General features: G+C 62.9%; 23 protein-coding genes. 5 read left to right on the top strand and 18 right to left on the bottom strand.

Annotated elements, in window-relative coordinates:
• Window positions 1–14 precede the first annotated feature (14 nt).
• From BW949_RS14320 to BW949_RS14305, 4 genes are all read right to left on the bottom strand, one after another.
• Complete coding sequence (locus BW949_RS14320; RefSeq protein ID WP_076367289.1) at window positions 15–281, bottom strand: WGR domain-containing protein; 267 nt, start codon at window positions 279–281, stop codon at window positions 15–17.
• Window positions 282–365: 84 nt separating this feature from the next.
• Complete coding sequence (locus BW949_RS14315) at window positions 366–1,298, bottom strand: DUF2493 domain-containing protein (RefSeq protein ID WP_076367287.1); 933 nt, start codon at window positions 1,296–1,298, stop codon at window positions 366–368.
• A gap of 362 nt (window positions 1,299–1,660) precedes the next feature.
• A complete protein-coding gene (locus BW949_RS14310; protein ID WP_076367285.1) occupies window positions 1,661–2,692 on the bottom strand; it encodes a DUF7146 domain-containing protein in 1,032 nt (343 codons plus the stop codon).
• Window positions 2,693–2,695: 3 nt separating this feature from the next.
• Complete coding sequence (locus BW949_RS14305; RefSeq protein WP_076367283.1) at window positions 2,696–7,090, bottom strand: bifunctional class I SAM-dependent methyltransferase/DEAD/DEAH box helicase; 4,395 nt, start codon at window positions 7,088–7,090, stop codon at window positions 2,696–2,698.
• 177 nt (window positions 7,091–7,267) lie between these two features.
• On the opposite strand from BW949_RS14305, the gene BW949_RS14300 reads away from it, so the two are divergent.
• From BW949_RS14300 to BW949_RS14290, 3 genes are all read left to right on the top strand, one after another.
• Window positions 7,268–7,564, top strand: a complete 297-nt coding sequence (locus tag BW949_RS14300; protein WP_038070220.1) for a hypothetical protein — start codon at window positions 7,268–7,270, stop codon at window positions 7,562–7,564.
• Between the two features lie 365 nt (window positions 7,565–7,929).
• Window positions 7,930–8,742 (top strand): type IV toxin-antitoxin system AbiEi family antitoxin domain-containing protein, encoded by an 813-nt coding sequence (locus tag BW949_RS14295; protein WP_038070221.1) that lies wholly within the window; start codon window positions 7,930–7,932, stop codon window positions 8,740–8,742.
• Complete coding sequence (locus BW949_RS14290; RefSeq protein ID WP_038070225.1) at window positions 8,732–9,649, top strand: nucleotidyl transferase AbiEii/AbiGii toxin family protein; 918 nt, start codon at window positions 8,732–8,734, stop codon at window positions 9,647–9,649. The genes BW949_RS14295 and BW949_RS14290 overlap by 11 nt, the downstream gene beginning before the upstream one ends.
• A gap of 82 nt (window positions 9,650–9,731) precedes the next feature.
• Here the strand turns inward: BW949_RS14290 and BW949_RS16905 are convergent, their stop codons facing one another.
• The 12 genes from BW949_RS16905 to BW949_RS17615 all read right to left on the bottom strand — a co-directional run bounded on the left by BW949_RS16905 (window position 9,732) and on the right by BW949_RS17615 (window position 16,022).
• Window positions 9,732–9,908, bottom strand: a complete 177-nt coding sequence (locus tag BW949_RS16905) for a type II toxin-antitoxin system TacA family antitoxin (RefSeq protein ID WP_018065915.1) — start codon at window positions 9,906–9,908, stop codon at window positions 9,732–9,734.
• 36 nt (window positions 9,909–9,944) lie between these two features.
• Entirely contained in the window at window positions 9,945–10,646 is a 702-nt protein-coding gene (locus tag BW949_RS14285) for an RES family NAD+ phosphorylase (protein WP_076367281.1), read from the bottom strand.
• Window positions 10,643–11,044 carry an MbcA/ParS/Xre antitoxin family protein gene (locus BW949_RS14280; RefSeq protein ID WP_028095451.1) on the bottom strand — a complete coding sequence of 134 codons (402 nt, stop codon included), beginning with the start codon at window positions 11,042–11,044 and terminating at the stop codon, window positions 10,643–10,645. The genes BW949_RS14285 and BW949_RS14280 overlap by 4 nt, the downstream gene beginning before the upstream one ends.
• Window positions 11,045–11,102: 58 nt before the next feature.
• Window positions 11,103–11,747 (bottom strand): antitoxin of toxin-antitoxin stability system, encoded by a 645-nt coding sequence (locus tag BW949_RS14275; protein ID WP_076367279.1) that lies wholly within the window; start codon window positions 11,745–11,747, stop codon window positions 11,103–11,105.
• Window positions 11,740–12,159, bottom strand: a complete 420-nt coding sequence (locus BW949_RS14270) for a hypothetical protein (RefSeq protein WP_076367277.1) — start codon at window positions 12,157–12,159, stop codon at window positions 11,740–11,742. The genes BW949_RS14275 and BW949_RS14270 overlap by 8 nt, the downstream gene beginning before the upstream one ends.
• Before the next feature lie 73 nt (window positions 12,160–12,232).
• On the bottom strand, window positions 12,233–12,430 hold the full coding sequence (locus tag BW949_RS14265; RefSeq protein ID WP_076367275.1) for a hypothetical protein: 198 nt from the start codon (window positions 12,428–12,430) through the stop codon (window positions 12,233–12,235).
• A gap of 1 nt (window position 12,431) precedes the next feature.
• Window positions 12,432–12,809 carry a DUF6915 family protein gene (locus tag BW949_RS14260; RefSeq protein WP_076367273.1) on the bottom strand — a complete coding sequence of 126 codons (378 nt, stop codon included), beginning with the start codon at window positions 12,807–12,809 and terminating at the stop codon, window positions 12,432–12,434.
• 10 nt (window positions 12,810–12,819) lie between these two features.
• Window positions 12,820–13,311, bottom strand: coding sequence for a DUF6878 family protein (locus BW949_RS14255; protein ID WP_076367271.1), 492 nt, complete (start codon window positions 13,309–13,311; stop codon window positions 12,820–12,822).
• A gap of 97 nt (window positions 13,312–13,408) precedes the next feature.
• A complete protein-coding gene (locus tag BW949_RS14250; protein ID WP_076367406.1) occupies window positions 13,409–13,927 on the bottom strand; it encodes a DNA repair protein RadC in 519 nt (172 codons plus the stop codon).
• A gap of 96 nt (window positions 13,928–14,023) precedes the next feature.
• Window positions 14,024–14,524: a hypothetical protein gene (locus BW949_RS14245; protein WP_076367269.1), complete on the bottom strand. Its 501-nt coding sequence runs from the start codon at window positions 14,522–14,524 to the stop codon at window positions 14,024–14,026.
• A gap of 93 nt (window positions 14,525–14,617) precedes the next feature.
• Window positions 14,618–15,817: a DUF932 domain-containing protein gene (locus BW949_RS14240; RefSeq protein WP_076367267.1), complete on the bottom strand. Its 1,200-nt coding sequence runs from the start codon at window positions 15,815–15,817 to the stop codon at window positions 14,618–14,620.
• A gap of 82 nt (window positions 15,818–15,899) precedes the next feature.
• Window positions 15,900–16,022 (bottom strand): hypothetical protein, encoded by a 123-nt coding sequence (locus BW949_RS17615; RefSeq protein WP_268875857.1) that lies wholly within the window; start codon window positions 16,020–16,022, stop codon window positions 15,900–15,902.
• 35 nt (window positions 16,023–16,057) lie between these two features.
• Here BW949_RS17615 and BW949_RS14235 point away from each other — a divergent pair, with 35 nt between their 5' ends.
• Window positions 16,058–16,525 carry a nuclear transport factor 2 family protein gene (locus BW949_RS14235; RefSeq protein ID WP_210187218.1) on the top strand — a complete coding sequence of 156 codons (468 nt, stop codon included), beginning with the start codon at window positions 16,058–16,060 and terminating at the stop codon, window positions 16,523–16,525.
• Between the two features lie 132 nt (window positions 16,526–16,657).
• Here BW949_RS14235 and BW949_RS14230 read toward each other — a convergent pair whose 3' ends face one another.
• Complete coding sequence (locus tag BW949_RS14230; RefSeq protein WP_008335991.1) at window positions 16,658–17,062, bottom strand: single-stranded DNA-binding protein; 405 nt, start codon at window positions 17,060–17,062, stop codon at window positions 16,658–16,660.
• A 390-nt stretch (window positions 17,063–17,452) separates the two neighbouring features.
• On the opposite strand from BW949_RS14230, the gene BW949_RS14225 reads away from it, so the two are divergent.
• Window positions 17,453–17,809 (top strand): H-NS histone family protein, encoded by a 357-nt coding sequence (locus BW949_RS14225; RefSeq protein ID WP_068767992.1) that lies wholly within the window; start codon window positions 17,453–17,455, stop codon window positions 17,807–17,809.
• A 184-nt stretch (window positions 17,810–17,993) separates the two neighbouring features.
• On the opposite strand, the gene BW949_RS17755 is transcribed toward BW949_RS14225, so the two are convergent.
• Window positions 17,994–18,404, bottom strand: a complete 411-nt coding sequence (locus tag BW949_RS17755) for a GFA family protein (RefSeq protein ID WP_076367263.1) — start codon at window positions 18,402–18,404, stop codon at window positions 17,994–17,996.
• Window positions 18,405–18,780 lie beyond the last annotated feature (376 nt).

The following is an 18,780-nucleotide window of genomic DNA, read 5'->3' as shown; positions in this document are numbered from 1 at the left end:
GCCCAAAGGATCAGCTAGCTCGAACGTAAGTATCCTCGGCGATGCTTCGTCGCTGCGAGCTTCAATAGGGCGGTCACAGCATGCCCCTCGTCCGGGTGCCGTTCTATCAGCATCTGCCCTCGAAACCCGATACGGCCCCATTCCCGCACAAGGCATGCGCCGCCAAACAGGTCCGGCTGAACGCTCATTCGATAGAAGCGCCGCATGTTGAGCGGCGGGTCGATCCGCTTGAGATCGACCGTTGTCGGGAACACTTCCATTTGCTGCGATATGTCGAACATGTTGTTGGCGCCTCTCTCCAGACCACAATATCAAGCGCTCTTCGACGTTTCCACAATGTTCTGTCCCGGATTGAAGTCGGGGGCTCACGCCCCCTTCTCGAACTTCATGACCGGGATGCCAAGCTTCTTGGCCTTGTCGGCGAGGTTTTCCTGGATACCGGTTCCGGGGAAGACAAGGATCCCGACCGGGAGCACATCCAGCATCGCATCGTTTCGTTTGAAGGGCGCGGCCTTGGCGTGCTTGGTCCAGTCGGGCTTGAAGGCCACCTGCGTCACGCTGCGAGCCTCGGCCCATTTGGCGGCGATGAGCTCTGCGCCTTTGGGGCTGCCACCGTGCAGGAGGACCATGTCGGGATACTTGGTCCGGACCTGGTCAAGCTTGCCCCAGATCAGGCGGTGATCGTTGAAATCGGTCCCGCCGGTGAGGGCGACCTTGGGGCCTGCGGGAAGCATCACTTCGGTCTCGGCGCGGCGCTTGGCGGCCAGGAAGTCGCGGCTGTCGATGAGCGCTGCGGTCATGTGCTGGCGGTTCACCATCGATCCGGTGCGCGGGCGCCAAGCCGATCCCGTGTGATGGACGAACTCGGTGGCGGCGTGATCGCGCATCATGTCCATGCAGTTGCGCCGTTCGACGAGGGTCAGGCCTTCCGCCGTCAGGCGCTCGAGTTCGACGGATTTCACCTCGGAGCCGTCCTGCTCGCGCTGGAGGCGGCGCTGCGCCTGCTCGTTCTCATCGAGTGACCGCTCGATCCGTGCCGTGGCGCGGTGGAAGAGGTTGACCTGGCCCCAGAGCACCTCTTCGAGGTCGGGTTCCATACGGGTGTCTTCCAGGGTCGCGACGAGGGCGTCGAAGATGTCGGCGACGGCGACGGCGAGGCGCTGCCCATCGGGCATCGGGCGCGGATCGGGCTCGTCAAAGGGGCGATAGCCGTAGAGCTGGAGCTCGTCGAGCGCATGGGCGGTCTGGGATGCGCTATGGGCGGGTTCATACGCGTCGTCGTGGGTGTGGATCGTCATCGGTTTCTTGCCTCCGGGCCTGTCTCGTCCGCGCGTCATCCCGCGCGGCCTTCATGGGCAGACCCGAGCCGTCGGGGCGGCTGCCCCTTCACCCCGGCTTCACCGGGGCCGGAACGGCGTGGAGGAGGTCGGAGGGGAAGCTATTTGTCTCGCGATGCAAAGGCGGCTCTGCCGCCGGCGGAAATAGCTTCCCCTCCGACCTTGCAGGGGCAACTGCTTTGACGGCCTGCCCATCTCTTGAAGGCCGCTCGGGTGACGGGTGGATGCGCAAGGCCCGGGATGGGGTGAGGACGACGATCCAGAGCCACGACTGGGATGCAGCCCCCTGCCCCGCACTCCCAGACCCCCCTGCGCGATGCAGTTCAGCCCAACAGGCGATGCCGATCCTCTGGCCCGATCTGACCTGCCAGATGCTGGCGCAGCGCGTCCTTGCCGTTCGCCCGAAGATCATCGTTGAAATCCCCGAGCCGCGGTTCCAGCACCCGCACGCGCACCCCGACCTCGGAGGCTCTGGCGCTCAACTTCTCTGCCGCGCGCTGCCCGGCCGGATCGCGATCGATCGCGATGTAGAGGCGCTTCAGCCCCTCTGGCAGCTGGACCACCCCGAGGTGACCCGAAGAGAGTGCCGCCCAGACGGGCAGACCTGGGATTGCCTCGGACAGGGACAGCATGGTCTCGATGCCTTCGCCGACGACGAGGATGTCATCCTGCGAGGTCAGCTTGACGGCATTGCCGAGGAGGTGACCCATAGCCCGACGCTGTGGATCGACATCTGCTTTGCCTTTTCCGTCAGGCGCAAGCCAGGTGCGATGCACGCCCTGCAGGGCCCCTGCCCCATCGGTAACCGCCGCGATCATCGCCGGTCTGGGGGTGCTCCGGGTCTGCCCCTCTTCCCGATGCCAGCACTTCGGGTGGAAGCGTAAGGCACCGTTCGCGCTGAATTGGGTGATGCCTCGGGAACGAAGGTAGATCTCGGCAAGCGTGCCTGTGATCGGGTTCGAGGCAGCAAACAAGCGCGCCGCCGCCGCAGGAGTGCCACCGGGCGCCTTGGCCTTCCTCGGCTCTTGCCTATCCGGGACGACCGGCTGCGGACGGCCAAGATGCGCTCGGGCCTCGACGAGAAGGTCGGGGAAGCGCGTGATCCCCGTCCGGGCGCGGATGATGTCCAGGAGATCGCCATGCTCGCCTGTGGCCCCATCCGTAAACTTGCCCGCTGCCCCTGGCCCCGACGCAGGGCCCGTCAACCGCACGAAGAGCGACCGGCCGGGGTTGTTCTGCAGATCGCCGACGATCCAGTAGGATCCTTCCCGCCGTCCGGCGGGAAGGTAGGCACGACAGACGCCTTCGGCATTTTCTGCCAGATCGCGCACGAGGTCTTCGGTCTCGGAATACATGGGTTAACAACCTCCGCGATCATGTAGCCTTGCGACAGGACAACGTGCAAGCAAACGATCCAGTATCGCGACACCATCGGCGTCGGTCGGGCAGAACAGCCGAAGCTTCCAACTGATGATCTCCGAGAAGAAGCCATCGGCCTTGAGCCGATCCTTGGCTGCCTCCGAGAAGCCCGACAGTTCGATCCGGTTCGCGCCCATGACGCGCGAGCGGTGCAATTCCATCCCTTCCGACAGGCGCACCACGGTCTTGCCCTCCAGAACGAGGGCATGGACCTGCGCGCCCGAGAGCTTGGGCGCATCGGCGGCCAGCGTGGTCGCGACCCAGGCAGGCGAGACGCGGCGGCCGATGATGCGCTGCCCGTCATCGGTCTGCAGGCGGTAGACGCGGGTTTCATCCTGGGGAAGCTGCTTCCAGATCGGCAGCAGCAGACCTGCCACGATGTGCAGCGTGGCTTCGGAGAACTCCGGCACCTCGGCCAGTTCCGCAGTCCACGCCGCAGTGAAGGCCGCGCGGTCGGCCTCGAGCCAGTGGGTGTCCTCCATGACCTTGGCCGGGACCGTGCTGGCATCAAGCGGGCGGATCAGGCGCAGGCGCGGCTCGATGGTCCCATCGTCCAGCATGTGACTGGTGGCGGGAACCTGCACGGCAGCCCGGCCCGAGCGGCTGTTAATGAGAAGACGCGCCTTCGGATCATCCAGCCAGTCGAGCGCATCAACCAGCGACAGCGGCGTGTTGCGGCGCTTTTCCGCGATGGTGAGAAGCTGGGTTTCCGCGCCGGAGCCCGGATGGGTGTAGATGACCTGTGCGTCGGTCACCCGGAAGCTCTCGGCACGGAGTGTTTCGAGCCCGAGATCATAGACCCCGGCGGCGATGGCGCCCTCAATTCTCTGATCGAGCAGCTCCTCGAAACCCGCGAACAGCACGGCCTGCATGTCGATCGTCAGCGCCAGCAGGCGATTGAGGAAGGTCGTGATCGGCGGCAGGTCATCCTTCAGCCCGTTATCATCGGTCAGACTGAGCCCGGTCGCATCCTCGAAAGCCCCGAGCGAACATCCGGCCAAATCGCCGCGATAGATGCGGCGGTAAAGCTGGCGCAGGGCGTCGCGGGCGTAGGGCGACTCGAGGTTGTCTTCGGGCCGGAACAGCCCTTGCCCGCCGGTCTGGCGCTGGCCGCGCGTTATAGCGCCAAGCGTGTCGAGACGTCGCGCAATGGTCGACAGGAACCGCTTCTCCGCTTTGACATCGGTGGCCACCGGCCGGAACAGCGGCGGCTGTGCCTGATTGGTGCGGTTGGTCCGCCCGAGCCCCTGGATCGCCGCATCTGCCTTCCAACCAGGTTCGAGAAGATAGTGAACCCGCAGGCGCTGGTTCTTCGCCCCGAGATCGGCGTGATAGCTGCGCCCGGTGCCGCCGGCATCCGAGAAGATCAGGATACGCTTTTCGTCATCCATGAAGGCTTGGGTCTCAGTGAGGTTCGCGGCTCCGGCCCGGTTCTCCACCACGAGCCGTGCCGAATGCCCTTCGCCCTTGCGCACGATGCGCCGCGAGCGCCCTGTGACTTCGGCAACGAGATCGGTGCCGAAGCGCTGGACGATCTGGTCGAGCGCACCCGGCACCGGCGGCAGCGAGGCCAGCTTTTCGATCAGCGCGTCACGACGGCGGACGGCTTCGCGGCATTCGACCGGTTGGCCGTCGCGCGTGACGGGGCGCGACGAAAGATTACCTTCGCTGTCGGTGAAAGGCTCGTAGAGCCGCACCGGGAAGGAATGGGCAAGGTAGTCCAGGACATACTCCCTCGGCGTGATGTCGACTCTTATGTCGTTCCATTCCTCGGTTGGGATCTCCGACAGGCGTCGCTCCATCAGCGCCTCGCCGGTCGAGACGATCTGGATGACGGCGGCATGACCTGCCGCGAGATCGGCCTCGATGGAGGCGATCAGCGTGGGGGTCTTCATCGAGGTGAGCAAATGGCCGAAGAAGCGCTGTTTGGCGCTCTCGAAAGCTGACCGCGCAGCGGATTTCGCCTGACGGTTCAGTGTGCCCGACCCGCTCGGCCCGTCGGCCGCGCCGGAAATGTTCGCCGCCTCCAGCGCCGCGGTCAGGTTGTTGTGGATGATGGCGAAGGCCCCGGCATAGGCATCATAAATGCCGCGCTGCTCGGGGCTGAGCGCATGCTCCAGCATCTCGTATTCGACACCGTCATAGGACAGCGAGCGCGCCGTGTAGAGGCCGAGGGACCGCAGGTCGCGGGCGAGGACCTCCATCGCGGCGACGCCGCCAGCTTCGATGGCTTGCACGAATTCCGCCCGCGTCGCGAAGGGGAAGTCTTCACCACCCCAGAGCCCGAGCCGCTGAGCATAGGCGAGGTTGTGGACCGTCGTTGCGCCCGTGGCCGAGACATAGACCACGCGGGCATTGGGCAGTTTGTGCTGCAGGCGCAGGCCCGCCCTGCCCTGCTGCGAGGCCATGGTATCGCCCCGCTCGCCTTTGCCGCCGGCAGCATTCGCCATGGCATGGCTTTCGTCGAAGAGGATCACCCCGTCGAAATCCGCCCCGAGCCAGTCGACGATCTGGTCGACGCGGGATTTCTTGGCACCCCGTTCTTCCGAGCGCAGCGTCGCATAGGTGGTGAAGAGGATACCCTCGGTCAGAGGGATGTCACGGCCCTGCGCGAAACGCGACAGCGGCGTCACCAGCAGGCGCTCCTGCCCGAGCGCCGACCAGTCGCGCTGTGCATCTTCCAGCAGCTTGTCGCTCTTTGATATCCACAGCGCCTTGCGTCTTCCTCGGGCCCAGTTGTCGAGCAAGATCCCGGCCGACTGACGGCCCTTGCCTGCCCCCGTACCATCGCCGAGGAAAAAGCCCCGCCGGAAACGGACTGCGTCAGCGGCATCCTCGGGAGCGGCCGAGACCATATCGCCGGTTTCATCCACGGTCCACGATCCGGCGAGATGCGCGCCATGCGCCTCCCCCGCGTAGATGACGGTCTCAAGCTGCGCGTCGGACAGCAGGCCGTCGCGCAGGATGGTCGCCGGAAGCTTGGGGCGATAGCTGGGTTTCGGAGGTGCGACAGAGGCCATGGCCGCCGATTGCACAAGCTTGGTCGGGTGCGATGCGGCGTCTGGGATGTCGATCGCCTGCAGACGGAAGGTCTCGTAGATCGCGTCGGACAGCCGTGCGGCATCTTCGTCCTCGGCGGCATCGCGAGTTGCGTAGTTTAGTTCCTCGGCCTCGATCGGTGTGTCTGATTTCGCCGGTAGAGTCGCAGACGTCGCACGGGATCGGCTGACGGGTTTGCGGGTGGTGAGGTGAGAATTTCCCGGAAAGGGGGAAGAATGGCCCTGCCCCGCAGCAGGAGCTGGACCAAGTTCGAGGCGCGGCGGAACCTCGGCAGTGACCCGGGACATCAGATGTGCCACGTCCGGGGATGTGGGTTGGCGCAGGTCTGCGGTGATGCCTCCCGGCTCGCCGCCGCGGCATTTATCGAAGACAGAAATCCGCGTCTCGAAGCTGGTCCCATGTTTGGCGAAAGCGGCGCTCGACAACGCGCCGGTGTAGACGAGATGGGCGGTCTCGGTCAGACGGCCGAAGGTCTCGGCCCAGGCAGGCGCAACCGGCGCGAAACCGGCTCCGGTGATGGCGACGAGCCGTCCGCCGGGGGCCAGACGCGCAAGCGCCGAGCGCAGATGCCGGGCCGTCGCCTCGGTCGACCGACCATCGACATTGGCTTGGGCCGAGAAGGGCGGGTTCATCAGGATGACGCTCGGACTTGAGGAGACATCGAGATGATCGTCGATCTGCGCGGCATCAAAGGTGGTGACGGCGCGCCCCGGAAAGAGGAGGCGCAGAAGGTCGGCGCGCGTGTCAGCAAGCTCGTTCAGCGCGAGGCCGCCACCCGCGATCTCTGCGAGGATCGCCAGAAGCCCGGTCCCGGCAGACGGCTCTAGGACAAGATCACGGGCCGTGATCTGTGCTGCCGCCACAGCCGCGAGCCCCATGGGCAGCGGCGTCGAGAATTGCTGAAAGCGCTCCATCTCTTCCGACCGCCGGGTGTGCGTGGGCAAGAGGCCTGCCACCTTGGCGAGGATCGGCAAGAGCGCCGCAGGCGAGCCCGCCCGGGCGAGAAGGGCGCGGCCGAATTTCCGCAAGAACAGAACCAGCGCCACCTCGCCGGCCTCATAGGCGAGCTTCCAGTCCCAAGCACCGGTCGCATCGGAACCGCCAAAGGCATGTTCCATCTCGCGGCGCAGGCGCAGCGCGTCGATCTGAAGCCCTTGCGCCAGATCGGGCTGCAGCGCTTCGGCAACAGCAACGATCGCAGGGGCGGGATTTGCTGCCAACGGGACAATGGGCGCAGGCAAGGACGCCTGCGCAACGGGGGCAAGGTGGGTCATCGGGAAACTCCGGAATGAAGGACAGGATCAGGCCCGGACACCCTCTCTCGGGCAGCCTCGGACCTGATCTTTCCCGGCCCCTCTCTCCCTTTCGCACCAAGGTGTTCCCGACGCTTGGCTTGATTTTGTTCTTGTTATGTTCTATGCTCAGAGCCAAGTCAGAAAGGGGGTTCCACCATGGAAAGCACCAAGCACGCCCTGCCCGCAACGCCCAAGCAGATTGCCTATGCGCGGTCGCTCGCCCTGCGCAACCGGACGCTCCTGCCCTGGGAGGTTCAGCAAGACCGGCGATCTTTGAGCGCCTGGATCGAGGCTCAGGCCCAGCTGAAACCGGTATCGGACATGGACCGGCTGCCCACGTCCAAGCAGGTGGCCTTCGCTGAGAAACTCGCCCGGATCAAAAGGCGCGCCGTTCCGGACGAATGCTTTCGCGACAGGGGGCTCATGTCGAAGTGGATCGACGGGAACAGGTGAGAACGGCACCGGCTGGCTCCGACCTGCCGGAGATTCTGCCATACCGCGGTTTGGCAAACCGAGCGCAGCTGCCAAGCTGTAGGTTGGCAGACTGGACCTTCGGGACATCAGCCTCGGTCAAGCTCCTGTCCGAAGGACCAAGGTCTGGTTCCGGCGGCACGCCGGGAGGTGCACCGCTGCGACCTTCGGTAACCACCGCAAGTCGTAGCCGTCTCTCAACCCAGCGTCTTCAGATCTCCCTCCCCTTGGGGCTAGTCCCTAAGTTCTTTGGAAATGGTGAGATAGGAGCGTCCATAACGCAGGAAAAGCATTTTCATCAAAGAAAACTGTAGATGTCTCTTTGAAAATCTGTCACTTTAGGTATCATGGACACCGCAAGGTCACAGAATCTGAAGAAAGTGCTCGATGCCGTACCCGCCGGGTATCTGGTCGACGCGGCATGGCTCGTCTCGCAGGGCATCGCCTATGAGAGCTTCCGTGACTATGTGAAACGCGGCTGGCTGGAGCGCATCGCACGCGGTGTCTTCCGCCGACCAGTCCCGAATATGCAGGCGTCCAACAGCATCGACTGGAAGACCTGCATCCTTTCGATGCAACATATCATGGGTCATGATCTGCATGTCGGGAGCACAACGGCACTCGGTGAACAAGGACATGCCCATTACCTCCGCCTGGGGGAAAGCGCTCCAGTCTGGGTCTATGGGGACAAGGTCCCGAACTGGCTGATCAAACTGCCGACGGATGCCCCTTTCAGTATCCGCCCCCGTTCCTTGTTCACCGATCCGAAGCTGGGCGTGATCGAGGGCAAGAATTCTGGCCTGCCATGGGACTGGGGTCTGACGATGTCGACGCCGGAGCGCGCAATCCTGGAAGCCATGGACGAGTTGCCCCACCATGAGAGTTTCCACACGCTCGACATGGTCTTCGAGAGCCTGACAACCCTGCGCCCAAGGCTGATTTCCGACCTCCTGCAAGCGTGCCAGAAAATCAAGGTCAAGCGCCTGTTCTTCGTCTTCGCGGACCGCCACGATCATCCCTGGCGCAAACGGATCGACCCGCAGGCATTCGACCTCGGAAGCGGCGACCGAGCCTTGATCCAGGGCGGCAAGATCCACCCGCGCTATCGGATCATGGTGCCAGAAGAATTCGTGAAACCGGAGGCCGAAAATGGCGCGTGAGACCTATGAAGCCCAGGTTGCGCTCCTGGTGCGCGTCCTGCCCAATGTCGCGGGCGAAAGCGTCTTCGCGCTCAAGGGCGGGACGGCCATCAACCTCTTCTACCGCGACCTGCCTCGGCTGTCGGTCGACATCGACCTGACCTACCTGCCAATCAAGGAACGCGCCGAGAGCCTGGACGAGATCAACGCCGCGATGGATCGCATCGCGGCTTCCATCGAGACCGGTATCCGCGGGGCAAAAACTCAGCGCATCCAAGGGGGCGGCGGCGGAGCCACCCGGCTCCTGGCGCGCCTCGGGAATGCCGAGATCAAGATCGAAACCTCGCCCGTGACCCGGGGCGTAGTCCACGACCCGGAAGTCCGGACCGTATCTGCCGCCGTGGAGGATGCCTATGGCTATGCCGAAATGCAGATCGTCTCGTTCGAGGATCTGTTCGCTGGCAAGCTGCACGCCGCCCTGGACAGGCAGCATCCCCGGGATCTCTACGACGTCACGCTCCTTTACGAAAACGAGGGACTGACGCAGGACCTCTTCCACACCTTCCTGATCTATGTCGCCAGTTCGCCACGACCGGCGCATGAGCTTCTCGATCCGAACCTGATCGATCTCGAGCAACCCTACGCGCGGGAATTCGAAGGCATGACCAGAACACCCGTCCCGCTCGCTACGCTTTTGGCGACGCGCCTCAAGTTGGTCGCCGATCTGCAATCGAGGCTCGATGACAAGGCGAGGCAGTTCCTCCTGACGCTTCAGGACGGCGAGCCTGACTTCGCGGCGATCGACCGTTCGCAGGCCGCTGACCTACCGGCCGTGAAGTGGAAACTTCTCAACCTGAACAAACTGAAGCGCGACAACCCCGAAAAGCACGCAGCGCAGCGCGACGCCTTGTTGAAGCTCCTGGGTTGAGCCACGGCCATCACCGTCGTGAGGGGCGCTTTGCGTTGGCCGTCCTCATCGCGTCCATGGGAGGCGCCGAAGACGGGTGAACTCAGTCGGCGCTTCCAAGCCCTGTGTTTCGCTGAAATGACCGCGTTTTCGCCCGACGAAAGGCAGAGCGCAGTGCTTCGGTCGGCAAAGGCGGCGAGTCCATCGCTTCAAAGAAGTGCGCATGGTCAATCTGCTTGAGATCGGTGCGGTCAGGGCTTTCAATATCAGGCGTTGCCATCCTTATAGGCCTCCGGGGCAATTACGGTTTTGCGGATTAGCTGACAGCCGCAATCGAGTAGTGCGGTGTCCCATCCCAAACAAGATCCCAAGACGCGCCCGGACGAACGTTCTGAATTGCGTGGGGCTCGAAGCAGACCAGGCAATTCCCGCCCGGTGCAGGAGCCCGGACCGAAGGGTAAATCAGGCCCTTGGATCCGCCCCGACGCAGATGCTGTGCCAGGCTTTGGCCCTCGGGATACCCGACAGCCGGATCCGGATGCAGCGCCGGATGACCTGCCTCATCGGTCATGTCGTTGAAGACGCCGATGAAGTCGGCCAGCAATTCCACATAGCGGGCGCTGTCATGGAAGCTGCCGGTAAAGCCGAGTTCGCGTGTGCGGTGCCAGGCGACTTCGCTGACAGAAACCATCACATCCCATGCGCAATACCAGGCACCTCGCTCCTCGGTGTTGAAGCGGTTACCGCCGGCGCGGGTGTAAGTGAAGGCGGCATTGACATGACTGTCGCCATAGATGCGGAGATCGCGGCTGCGGCGTTGCCAAGCGAGTTCGCGCGGGTCCAGATGCGGGTTGCGCCCGCGTTCGGCCTGTAGACGTCCACTGGTCATGCCCTCGATCTCTGCCAAGATCTCCATCTCGTCATCGGTATCGACGAGACCGCGCAACGATGGTGGCTTGTGGTAGGTGGCGGGCAGGAGACGAACGAGACCGCGATCGGAAATCTCGGTCTGCTTCATGCCCCACCACGCAACGCATCAAGATAGGTCCGAACCGCGAGGATCTGCGGCAACCCCCCGTCGATGGCGGTGTCGACTGGTCGGCTTCCACCAAAGAGCGGCCCCTTGTTCGGTCGGGTGAACCAGCTTTTTGCCAGAGGCTCCGAGAAGTAGAGTTCGAGCGACTTGAAGATGCCAATTACAGCGCTGAGCCGCAGCAGTTGGTCCTTGGTGAGCTCTCCGGCGAAATCCGGCTTCTTGGCGCGCTTCCACGTGCTCTCTGACATGTCGGCAAGGCCAGCCGCTTCCTTGAGACTGAGACCCCAAGCATCGGCCACGCGTGCATAAGCTTTCAACGCGACAGCGTTGATCTGTGCGGGTTCCCGGATTTTCTCTGCAACGTACATGGCGTCCTCCATTGGCCCGAATATAGATCATATGACCTCCTTGTAAAGATCAAATGAACTGCCTGCGCTCTCACCCGAAGCGGCGCCCGGCTTCCGTGAAGGTGTACTCGTTCACGATGATCCCCTCCTCGATGGCCTCGTCCGAGGTCAGGTGGTCGTATTCGGCTTCAAGCTGGCGGTAGAGCCAGCGGGCCAGATCACGCAGCGCCTCGGTCACGATGTCTTCGGCGTCCTCTGTCGGCGGCTGCCAGGTCGGGCTGTCCCGCGTAACATCAACGGCCATGGTGTATTCATGGTAGTAGCGCCCGCGATGGCTGACCTCGGCGGCGAGTTGGTAAAAGTTCCGCCGCTGGATGGCCTGCAGCCGGTCGGCGATGCCTTGCAAAGCCGCGTCTTGGGGCGCGTAGTCGCGGATGCGTGTGGCCCCGCCCTTGGCGTGGGACCAGTAGCCTTCGAAGCAAGCCCCGTCGCCCTGGCTCCAGAACCCGGAGAACCAGATACAGGGCTTGGCCCGCGTCCCGCCGCCCATCAGCCGCACGGGCGTGGTCTTCAGGCGGATGCCGAGGATCTCGCAGACCCTTTCGAAATCCTCATAGACCGCGTCCCACCAGTCGTCGTGGGGGCCGAGTTCGCGATACCAGCTGCGCGCCTTCTCCTTGGCGGCATCCGAGAGCTCGGAGAACTGGTAGACAGTGGTGCAGATGATCTCAGGCATCGACGTCCTCCCCGTTCAGCGCCGCGACCAACCATTCTTGCGTGCTGGACCAGCCGATGGATTTACGAGCGCCAAGATCGATGGCATGCGCACCGCCGCCAAAGGCGTCGAGCCGCGGCCGGGAGCAGGTCAGAGCATACTGGAACCCCCAAAGGCCGGTGAGGTCGAGGTCTTCGGCGAGCCGCAAGACGAAGCGGATGACGGCTTCGACATCGCCGTGTTCGTCGTCATGGATCCAGAGGCTGCTGCCCTCGGGGGCATCCTGGTGCACGAGATCGAAGCCAGCGACATCTGGGTCGTCAGCGTCCTGATCCGCAGCGCGAAGTTCCTGAAACAGCGCGAGCGCGCGGGCGGCCTTGTCGGGGCTCCCGACGTCGATCAGGCATGAGAAATGGGTGAAGTAATCCGCCATGGGAACCTCCTGAATGGGGAAGGCCCGGCCAAGAGGCCGGGCTTAGATTGGGATGAAGGGTTGGCTGGTGTGATCAGCCGGTGGGCCTGTCGCCCGCCGCCTGTCGCGCGGTATGCGCGCAGAGCATCTGCCGGTAGAAGCGCTTGCGCGCCGCCCGGAAGCCGCGAACGGCGCGCGTGTCGGGGTGAAGCGCCCGGACCGCTGCCCGCAGGACAGTATAGGGCGACGCCGTCGCCGGCAGGCCGAGGCGCTGATAGGCCGGGTCGATCATCTCAGCTGACCTCGACCACGGGCGAGGCGAGATGCGGATCGACCAGGGCCTCGATCCGAGCGGTCCGGCCCATCCACGGCTCTGGCCGGATGGCCTTTATCCAATCGGCGAAGCTTGGGATGAAGCCGAGGTCTTCCTTCACATGCTGCTCGCCGACCCATCGGGTCGGGATGATGCGCCCGGTCGAGAGGGTGAGGGTCGGCCCGAAGATCGTCTCGGCCATGAAGATGCCCTCGGCATGGTGGCGCAAGGCCCGGTGCCGGAAGTCGGCCGTGATCTCCTTGCTCTGGTCGCACCAGGCATGCACGGCGATGAAGTCGTCGACCGTGCCGCCCCATTTCTTCACGGAGGACAGGGCGTGGTGATAGGGATGTGCCATCGCCGCCCCCTCAGAAATCGTGCGTGTAGAGTTCGGACGAGGTGAAGCGCTCGTTGAACTCGAGGTGGATGGTGCGAGCGCTAGCGTCGAAGCAGAATTCGCCGTAGGCCCCGTCGTTGTTTTCCCAACCTCCATGGGTGTCAGACAGCAAGTCGTAGGCCAGTTGCTCGACGACATCTTCCAGCGAAAGCGCCCGAGTCTCGACCTCCGGGTCGTCCCAGGTCAATGCGGCATAGGCGATCTCGGTCTTGGGGAAAGCAACCTCGGTCTCGCCAGCGTAGGCAGCGATACTCTCAACCTGACCGCTGTCGCCATAGCCGTCGAAACACACAGTCACATGTGTGATGCCCGCGGCAGTCAGGCCATCGAAGAGGCGCTCCTTGTTGACCGGTCGCAAAGCTGCGATCCGCGCGTCACGCTCGGACTGCCGAGCCAGCACGGCGGCGAAATCAATCCTGGACGGCGCCATCGGCGCGGCCAGGGTGGGTTCGATCTTGGACATTGAAAACTCCGAAATGAGGGAAAGGATCTGAACCCCGAGGCTCTCTCTCGTCCTCCTAGGCTCACATCCTCCCCTGCCCTACTCTGACTCTCGGGCGTCACGCCGCGATCTGCAGTGCGCGAGACGCGAAGACACGCCAGAGCGGATCGACAAGACGGGCATCGAGAACGTCGGCGTGGTGCCGCAGCCGTCGCGCGAGGCCATGTTCATGCCACTCGGCCGCCCGCATGGCCTGCGCGCGGGTCTGGCTGGCCTCGGACACGACGGCGCGGGCTTCGGCGGCATCCGAGACCGGGTGGCACCATGCGACCCCGCCATCATAGGTAGCGCCGGCCAGAACGAGGCGGCCCTCCCTATCGAGGATCGCCAGGATGCGCGGCGCGTCTTCAGGGGTGACATTTTCGGCATGAACGATTGCCCCCTGCATGGCGTCGGCCAGCGTTGCAAACCGCTCCAGTACCTTGGGGTGTGCCTGCCCGGACATGAGAGCCGCGGGCACATGGCAAGCCGTCGTGAGTGCAAACGGCAAGTCTTGATCTGCAGAAACGGTCAGGAAGCTCGGCGGCAAACCTGTCTTCTGTGTTTCCGGCTGAGTTTGGAGAGTAAGGTCGAACATGGGCATATCTCCAACGGTGCGGAGAGCCTCTCTCCCCGCTTCAAACCGTCAAAGACCAAACCGCCCCCTCGGACTCTCTGTCGCTGATCGGGCCGATCATTTCGGCGTTGGTAAATCGCCCCATCGAACCCGCAAGTAGCGCCCTTCGCGCTTTGGAAGATCTTTTCGGTCGATCATCCGACCCGAGACCTGAAAATCCTCGTTGATCTTTACAACCAAGAGCTTGTTGAAATGCCCATTTGTATCGACCACGACCACATCCTTTGTCTTGAATGGCGTAATGGTCTTGACCTCGACATGATCATTGCCAAGTCTTCCGTCAGCACCCTGGGCATAGGTCTTGTTCAGCTTGATACCGTACGTGATAGCACCGAACAGCTCACCGATATCGCCGTAGACAGAGAGGTGAAGGCCGGTCTCGAGGTGATAGCTTTCCGCGAGGGACAGGAGATCCTCAAAATATGGGATCATAGACCGGATCGCGTTCGGGTATTTTGCGCCCCACTCCTTGTAGCGAAGCTGCTCGTCGATTTCCGACCAGGTAACCCATTCACCGTCATCATAAAATGCACGATCTGACCAATCAATTTCGTCCATGCGCGTACTTCCAACACCTAATCGTGTCGGGCACAGTAGCAGATCGATGAAACAGGAACGAGACCGGAGGCGATATCGCCTCCGGTCGCCACCTCAACCAACGCGGTCGAGAAGCTTCTTGGCGCGCCCTTCCATATCAAGGCGGGCGTCCTGCTGGGTCTTGTCGCGCGCAAGCCGGGTAATCCCCTGCACGAAATCGAAGATGCTCTCGGGCGGGCGGCCTTCCTCCATCAGCACCTTCTCGATAATCTTGCCGGATTCGGCCTTCGAGAAACCGCGCTTGCGCAGGAAATCCGCGCGGTCCTCGTCGCTGCGCGCCACGATCTGCTGGCGCGCCGCCTTGATGCCGTTCACGAACCCCTGCGGCGAGGAATTGGCAAACCGCGTCAACGCGGGCGCGGCCTCATGTGCAAAGCGCGAGGCGGCGTATTTCGAGTGGCGGATCTTGATCTCCTGGAAATCCTCGACGCCCCACAGGTTCCGGTTCTGGCACACCGCCCGCAAGTAGAAGCTCGCCATACCGAGGGTCTTCGCGCCCACCTCGGAGTTCCAGCAGTAAAATCCCCGGAAGTAGAAATCGGGGGAGCCGTCGGGCAACCGGCCCGCCTCGATCGGATTGCGGTCGTCGACCAGAAACAGGAAGACATCGCGGTCCGAGGCGTAGAGCGTGGTCGTGTCGCGGCTGATCTCGACATCGGGGTTGTAGACCCCGGTCGACCAGTCGAGCACGCCCGGCACCTTCCAGCGCGTGTCACCCGTGCCATTGCCCGCGATGCGCTGCACCGCCTCGACAAGCTCGAAGTCATGGATGCGACCGTAGTCGGGACCGGTCACGGCACGCAGTTCGGTCCGGCCGTCTTCCGTCTCGAAAGTCTTCACCTGCTCGGCGCGGTGGTTGGTCAGGCCGTATTGCAGGTTGATCCCCGCCAGCGGCGCGGGCAACTGCCGCAGGTAGGAGGCCGGCGCGCCGACGATGCTGGCAAGCTGGCCGAAGGCCCAATGCGTGGGCGCGACCGGCGCCTTGGCTTTCGGCAGGACCAAATGCAATCGCTCGGCGCCGTCGCGCGCGGCCTCGACCCGGATGTCGGCTGTCTGAACTACCCGGCTGCGGCTGCGCTCGGAGCGACCCTTCACATTGGCCCAGAGATCGTCGAGCGACAGGTACCGCTCATCATCCGGCCGATTGAACCATTCGGACGACACCCGCCCGTTCCGGTCGCCCCGGCTCACATCTACTTTCCAGCCACCAGCCCGCGCCGGTGCGACCGGATCCAGAACTTCCACAACGCCCATCGGCATTCCTCCGTGACAGGCGCCGGGAGCCACTCTCCCAGCCATCAACCTGTCACCCGGAAACCGGCCCTTCTCTCGCTCTTCAGCCCGAGCGCGAGTGGCAGCAATGCGGACAAAGCGACCATTTTGTCGAATACGCATTGCCTTCTCGCGCCGCCAGCAATATCAGGCCTTCATGATCAGTCAGCACATCCAGCTTGCTCAAGGCACCTATTACCGCCGCTCCTGAGGCGGTGGATAGTGTTGCTGATCCAAACCGCCGTGATTGGGCGGTTTGCTTCTTCGGACATCCCCGGTCGCGGCTCTTTCAATGGAGCTAAAATGACGACCAAACAGCTTTGCATCGACTATCTAAAAGCCCTGAACGAGGGAAATCTCGCGGATGTGCGCGCCCTCTTCAGCGACAACGCGAAGGTTGTATCCCCGCTCTATGGGGTGCTAGATGCCTTTGATTTCTATGCCGATCTTTTCAAAGATACGAACAGATCAGAAACCTCGTTACTGAATGTGTTCGACACGTCTGAAATGTCGAAATCGGTTGCCCTTCACTTCCGATACGAATGGACCTTGGCTGACGGTAAGCTGGTGTCGTTTGAATGTGTTGATGTGTTTGAACTGAACGACGCGCGAGATCGGTTCGAGAAACTGACGATCATCTATGACACCGCCCCGCTTCGGCAGGACTTCGACAATCTCAGACGCACGTAAGCAAACCGCGTGGCCCGAGTGTGAATGGATGCGCTCGGGCCTCAATGGCGGAAACGGGCTCGAAGCTGACTTGCGGCTGTGCAGCGAACCCGGCGGGTTTCCCCGCCGGGCCCGAGGGGGAGACCCCGTTCCTCAGAACGGGATCTCGTCGTCGCGGTCGACCAGCTCGGGGTTTTCGTTCTCGGCCGACTTCGGGCGGCTCAGGAAGTCGACCTTCTCGGCGATGATCTCGCAGCCGTAGCGGTCGTTCCCCATGCTGTCGATCCACTTGGTGTAGTGGATGCGGCCGTGGACGAGGACCTTCATCCCCTTTTCGCAATGCTCGGCGACCGTCTTGCCGAGTCCGTTGAAGCAGGTGATGCGGTGCCATTCGGTGTCCATGACCCGGTAGCCGTTTTCGTCGCGCATCACACGGCCTTCCGAGAGGCGGGGACGCGAGGTGGCGAGGCTGAAGTTGGTGATCTTGGTGCCGCTCTGGGTGGTGCGGACTTCGGGGGTCTGACCGATGTTGCCGGCGAGGATGACGATGTTCTGCATGATAAGCTCCTGTTTTTCCTGTCTTCGGGACCGTCCCTTCGACAAGACCCTGAAAAAGCCCGTCGGGTGACGCGTGCACGGTGGACAGCATGGACACCGGACACCCCCAGAGGACCGGGGTGGAGCGGGCAGGACGCCAAAGGCGGCCAACACGGCCCGGACTGACGCGGGGTTGCGCGCAGGAGCCCGAACGGGATTAGGGGATTGTCAGTCGAAGGGATGACCCAGGAGACAGAGAGATGCGGGGAGCCCATGCCAGACCATGTCCTCTTGCCCATCGGGACTGCTTTACCCCAAGCCCAGCACACCGCTAGCGGCCAAAGTGGCTATCTCCAGCTCTCACCCCTGCCCTTGCCTGACGAGAAATGCAGGGCCCTACCGCGATGGGATATCGATACCGGGAAATCCAGGACACGGACCGCACCAACGGCTGCTTTCGATCTCGAGGTACTGTCGCTCAGCGAGCTGAAGAAATTGCAGAAGGACGTCGCCAAGGCGATTGCCACATTCGAGGATCGGCACAAGGCGGAAGCTTGCGCCAAGGTGGAAGCCCTCGCCCGGGATCTGGGCTACTCCCTGGCCGAACTTGTCGACCCCGAGACGAAATCCTCCCGTGCACCGGCAGCGGCGAAATACCGGCACTCTGACAACCCGACGCTCACGTGGTCTGGCCGGGGGCGCAAACCACAGTGGTTCGTTGAGGCGTTGGAGGCGGGTAGCACCGCAAGTGAACTAACTTTACGTTGAGAGTAGAAGCGACGCGATCGGCCCCTAACCGGTCGTCGCTGAGCCGCTCCACTGATTCACCGAAGCGGCCATTCATGCAACCCGCAGCGTTTTTTGGCGGTCCGAGGTCGGTAGTGCGGACGAAGCCAATAGTCGCGTCCTTGTCGACTGGTTGTTGACCGAAATGCATCATCAGTTCGGCCGTTCAGCCGGGAAGCCCATCAATCCTTTCGATGGAGGGCAGGTCGTTGTCCCAGTTTGCGCGACTGGAACAACAGATATGCGCGTTGGGTCGTATGTCGAGCCGGCTGTCAAGCGACCCTGCCGGCACCACAAGCAAACCGATCTCCGGCTGGGGGACTGGCAGCGCGGACCCGCAGTCAGAGCAAAAGCTCTTCACGTGGCGTGACCCTGAGAGCCGGAACGTCTTTATGCTTTCCTCGCCTGACACCCAGATGATTCTGGCAGTGGACGAAAACAGGTTTGCCGAATGGGCCGAACCACTGTCCTTACGGCAACGGGTGCAGTGGCACAGGAAAAAGCTCTCGAACTCTCCCGATATCCGGAATTTCACAGCGCCACAAAGGCATTGTCCGGTGGTTGGATTGTCGTCCATTCACACTCCTCTCGACAGGCAAGCCCTCTGCCGCCAGTCGAACGCATTTTCATTGATCCCTTGTATCCGCCTGTTAGATCACGGTCAAAAGGGCTGGTCACGGCGATGCAGAACAAATCTCGATCTTGGTCCGCTCTGAATGTCGGCTTCCATCATTGTGGGGTGATCGGATTGCATCCGCGGAGGTGGGGCGCACCTGTGCCGCGCCCGGGCCCTCGGAAAGTGAGGCCGAAGCCTCACCCGAAGGGATCGTATTCCGAGTTATGCGGTCAGCAACATAACTCGGAGTATGACCCGTTCCAGATTATGGCCCGCTGAGGGCCATGACGCCTTCAAGCCCTTGCCGCGCCGAGCTTTTCGCTCGGCGCTACGCACT

Origin of the sequence: Phaeovulum vinaykumarii, assembly GCF_900156695.1 — a bacterium.
GTDB classification, from domain to species: domain Bacteria; phylum Pseudomonadota; class Alphaproteobacteria; order Rhodobacterales; family Rhodobacteraceae; genus Bieblia_A; species Bieblia_A vinaykumarii.
The sequence above is the reverse complement of the archived record's forward strand: the minus strand, read 5'-3'. Positions and strand labels throughout refer to the sequence as shown.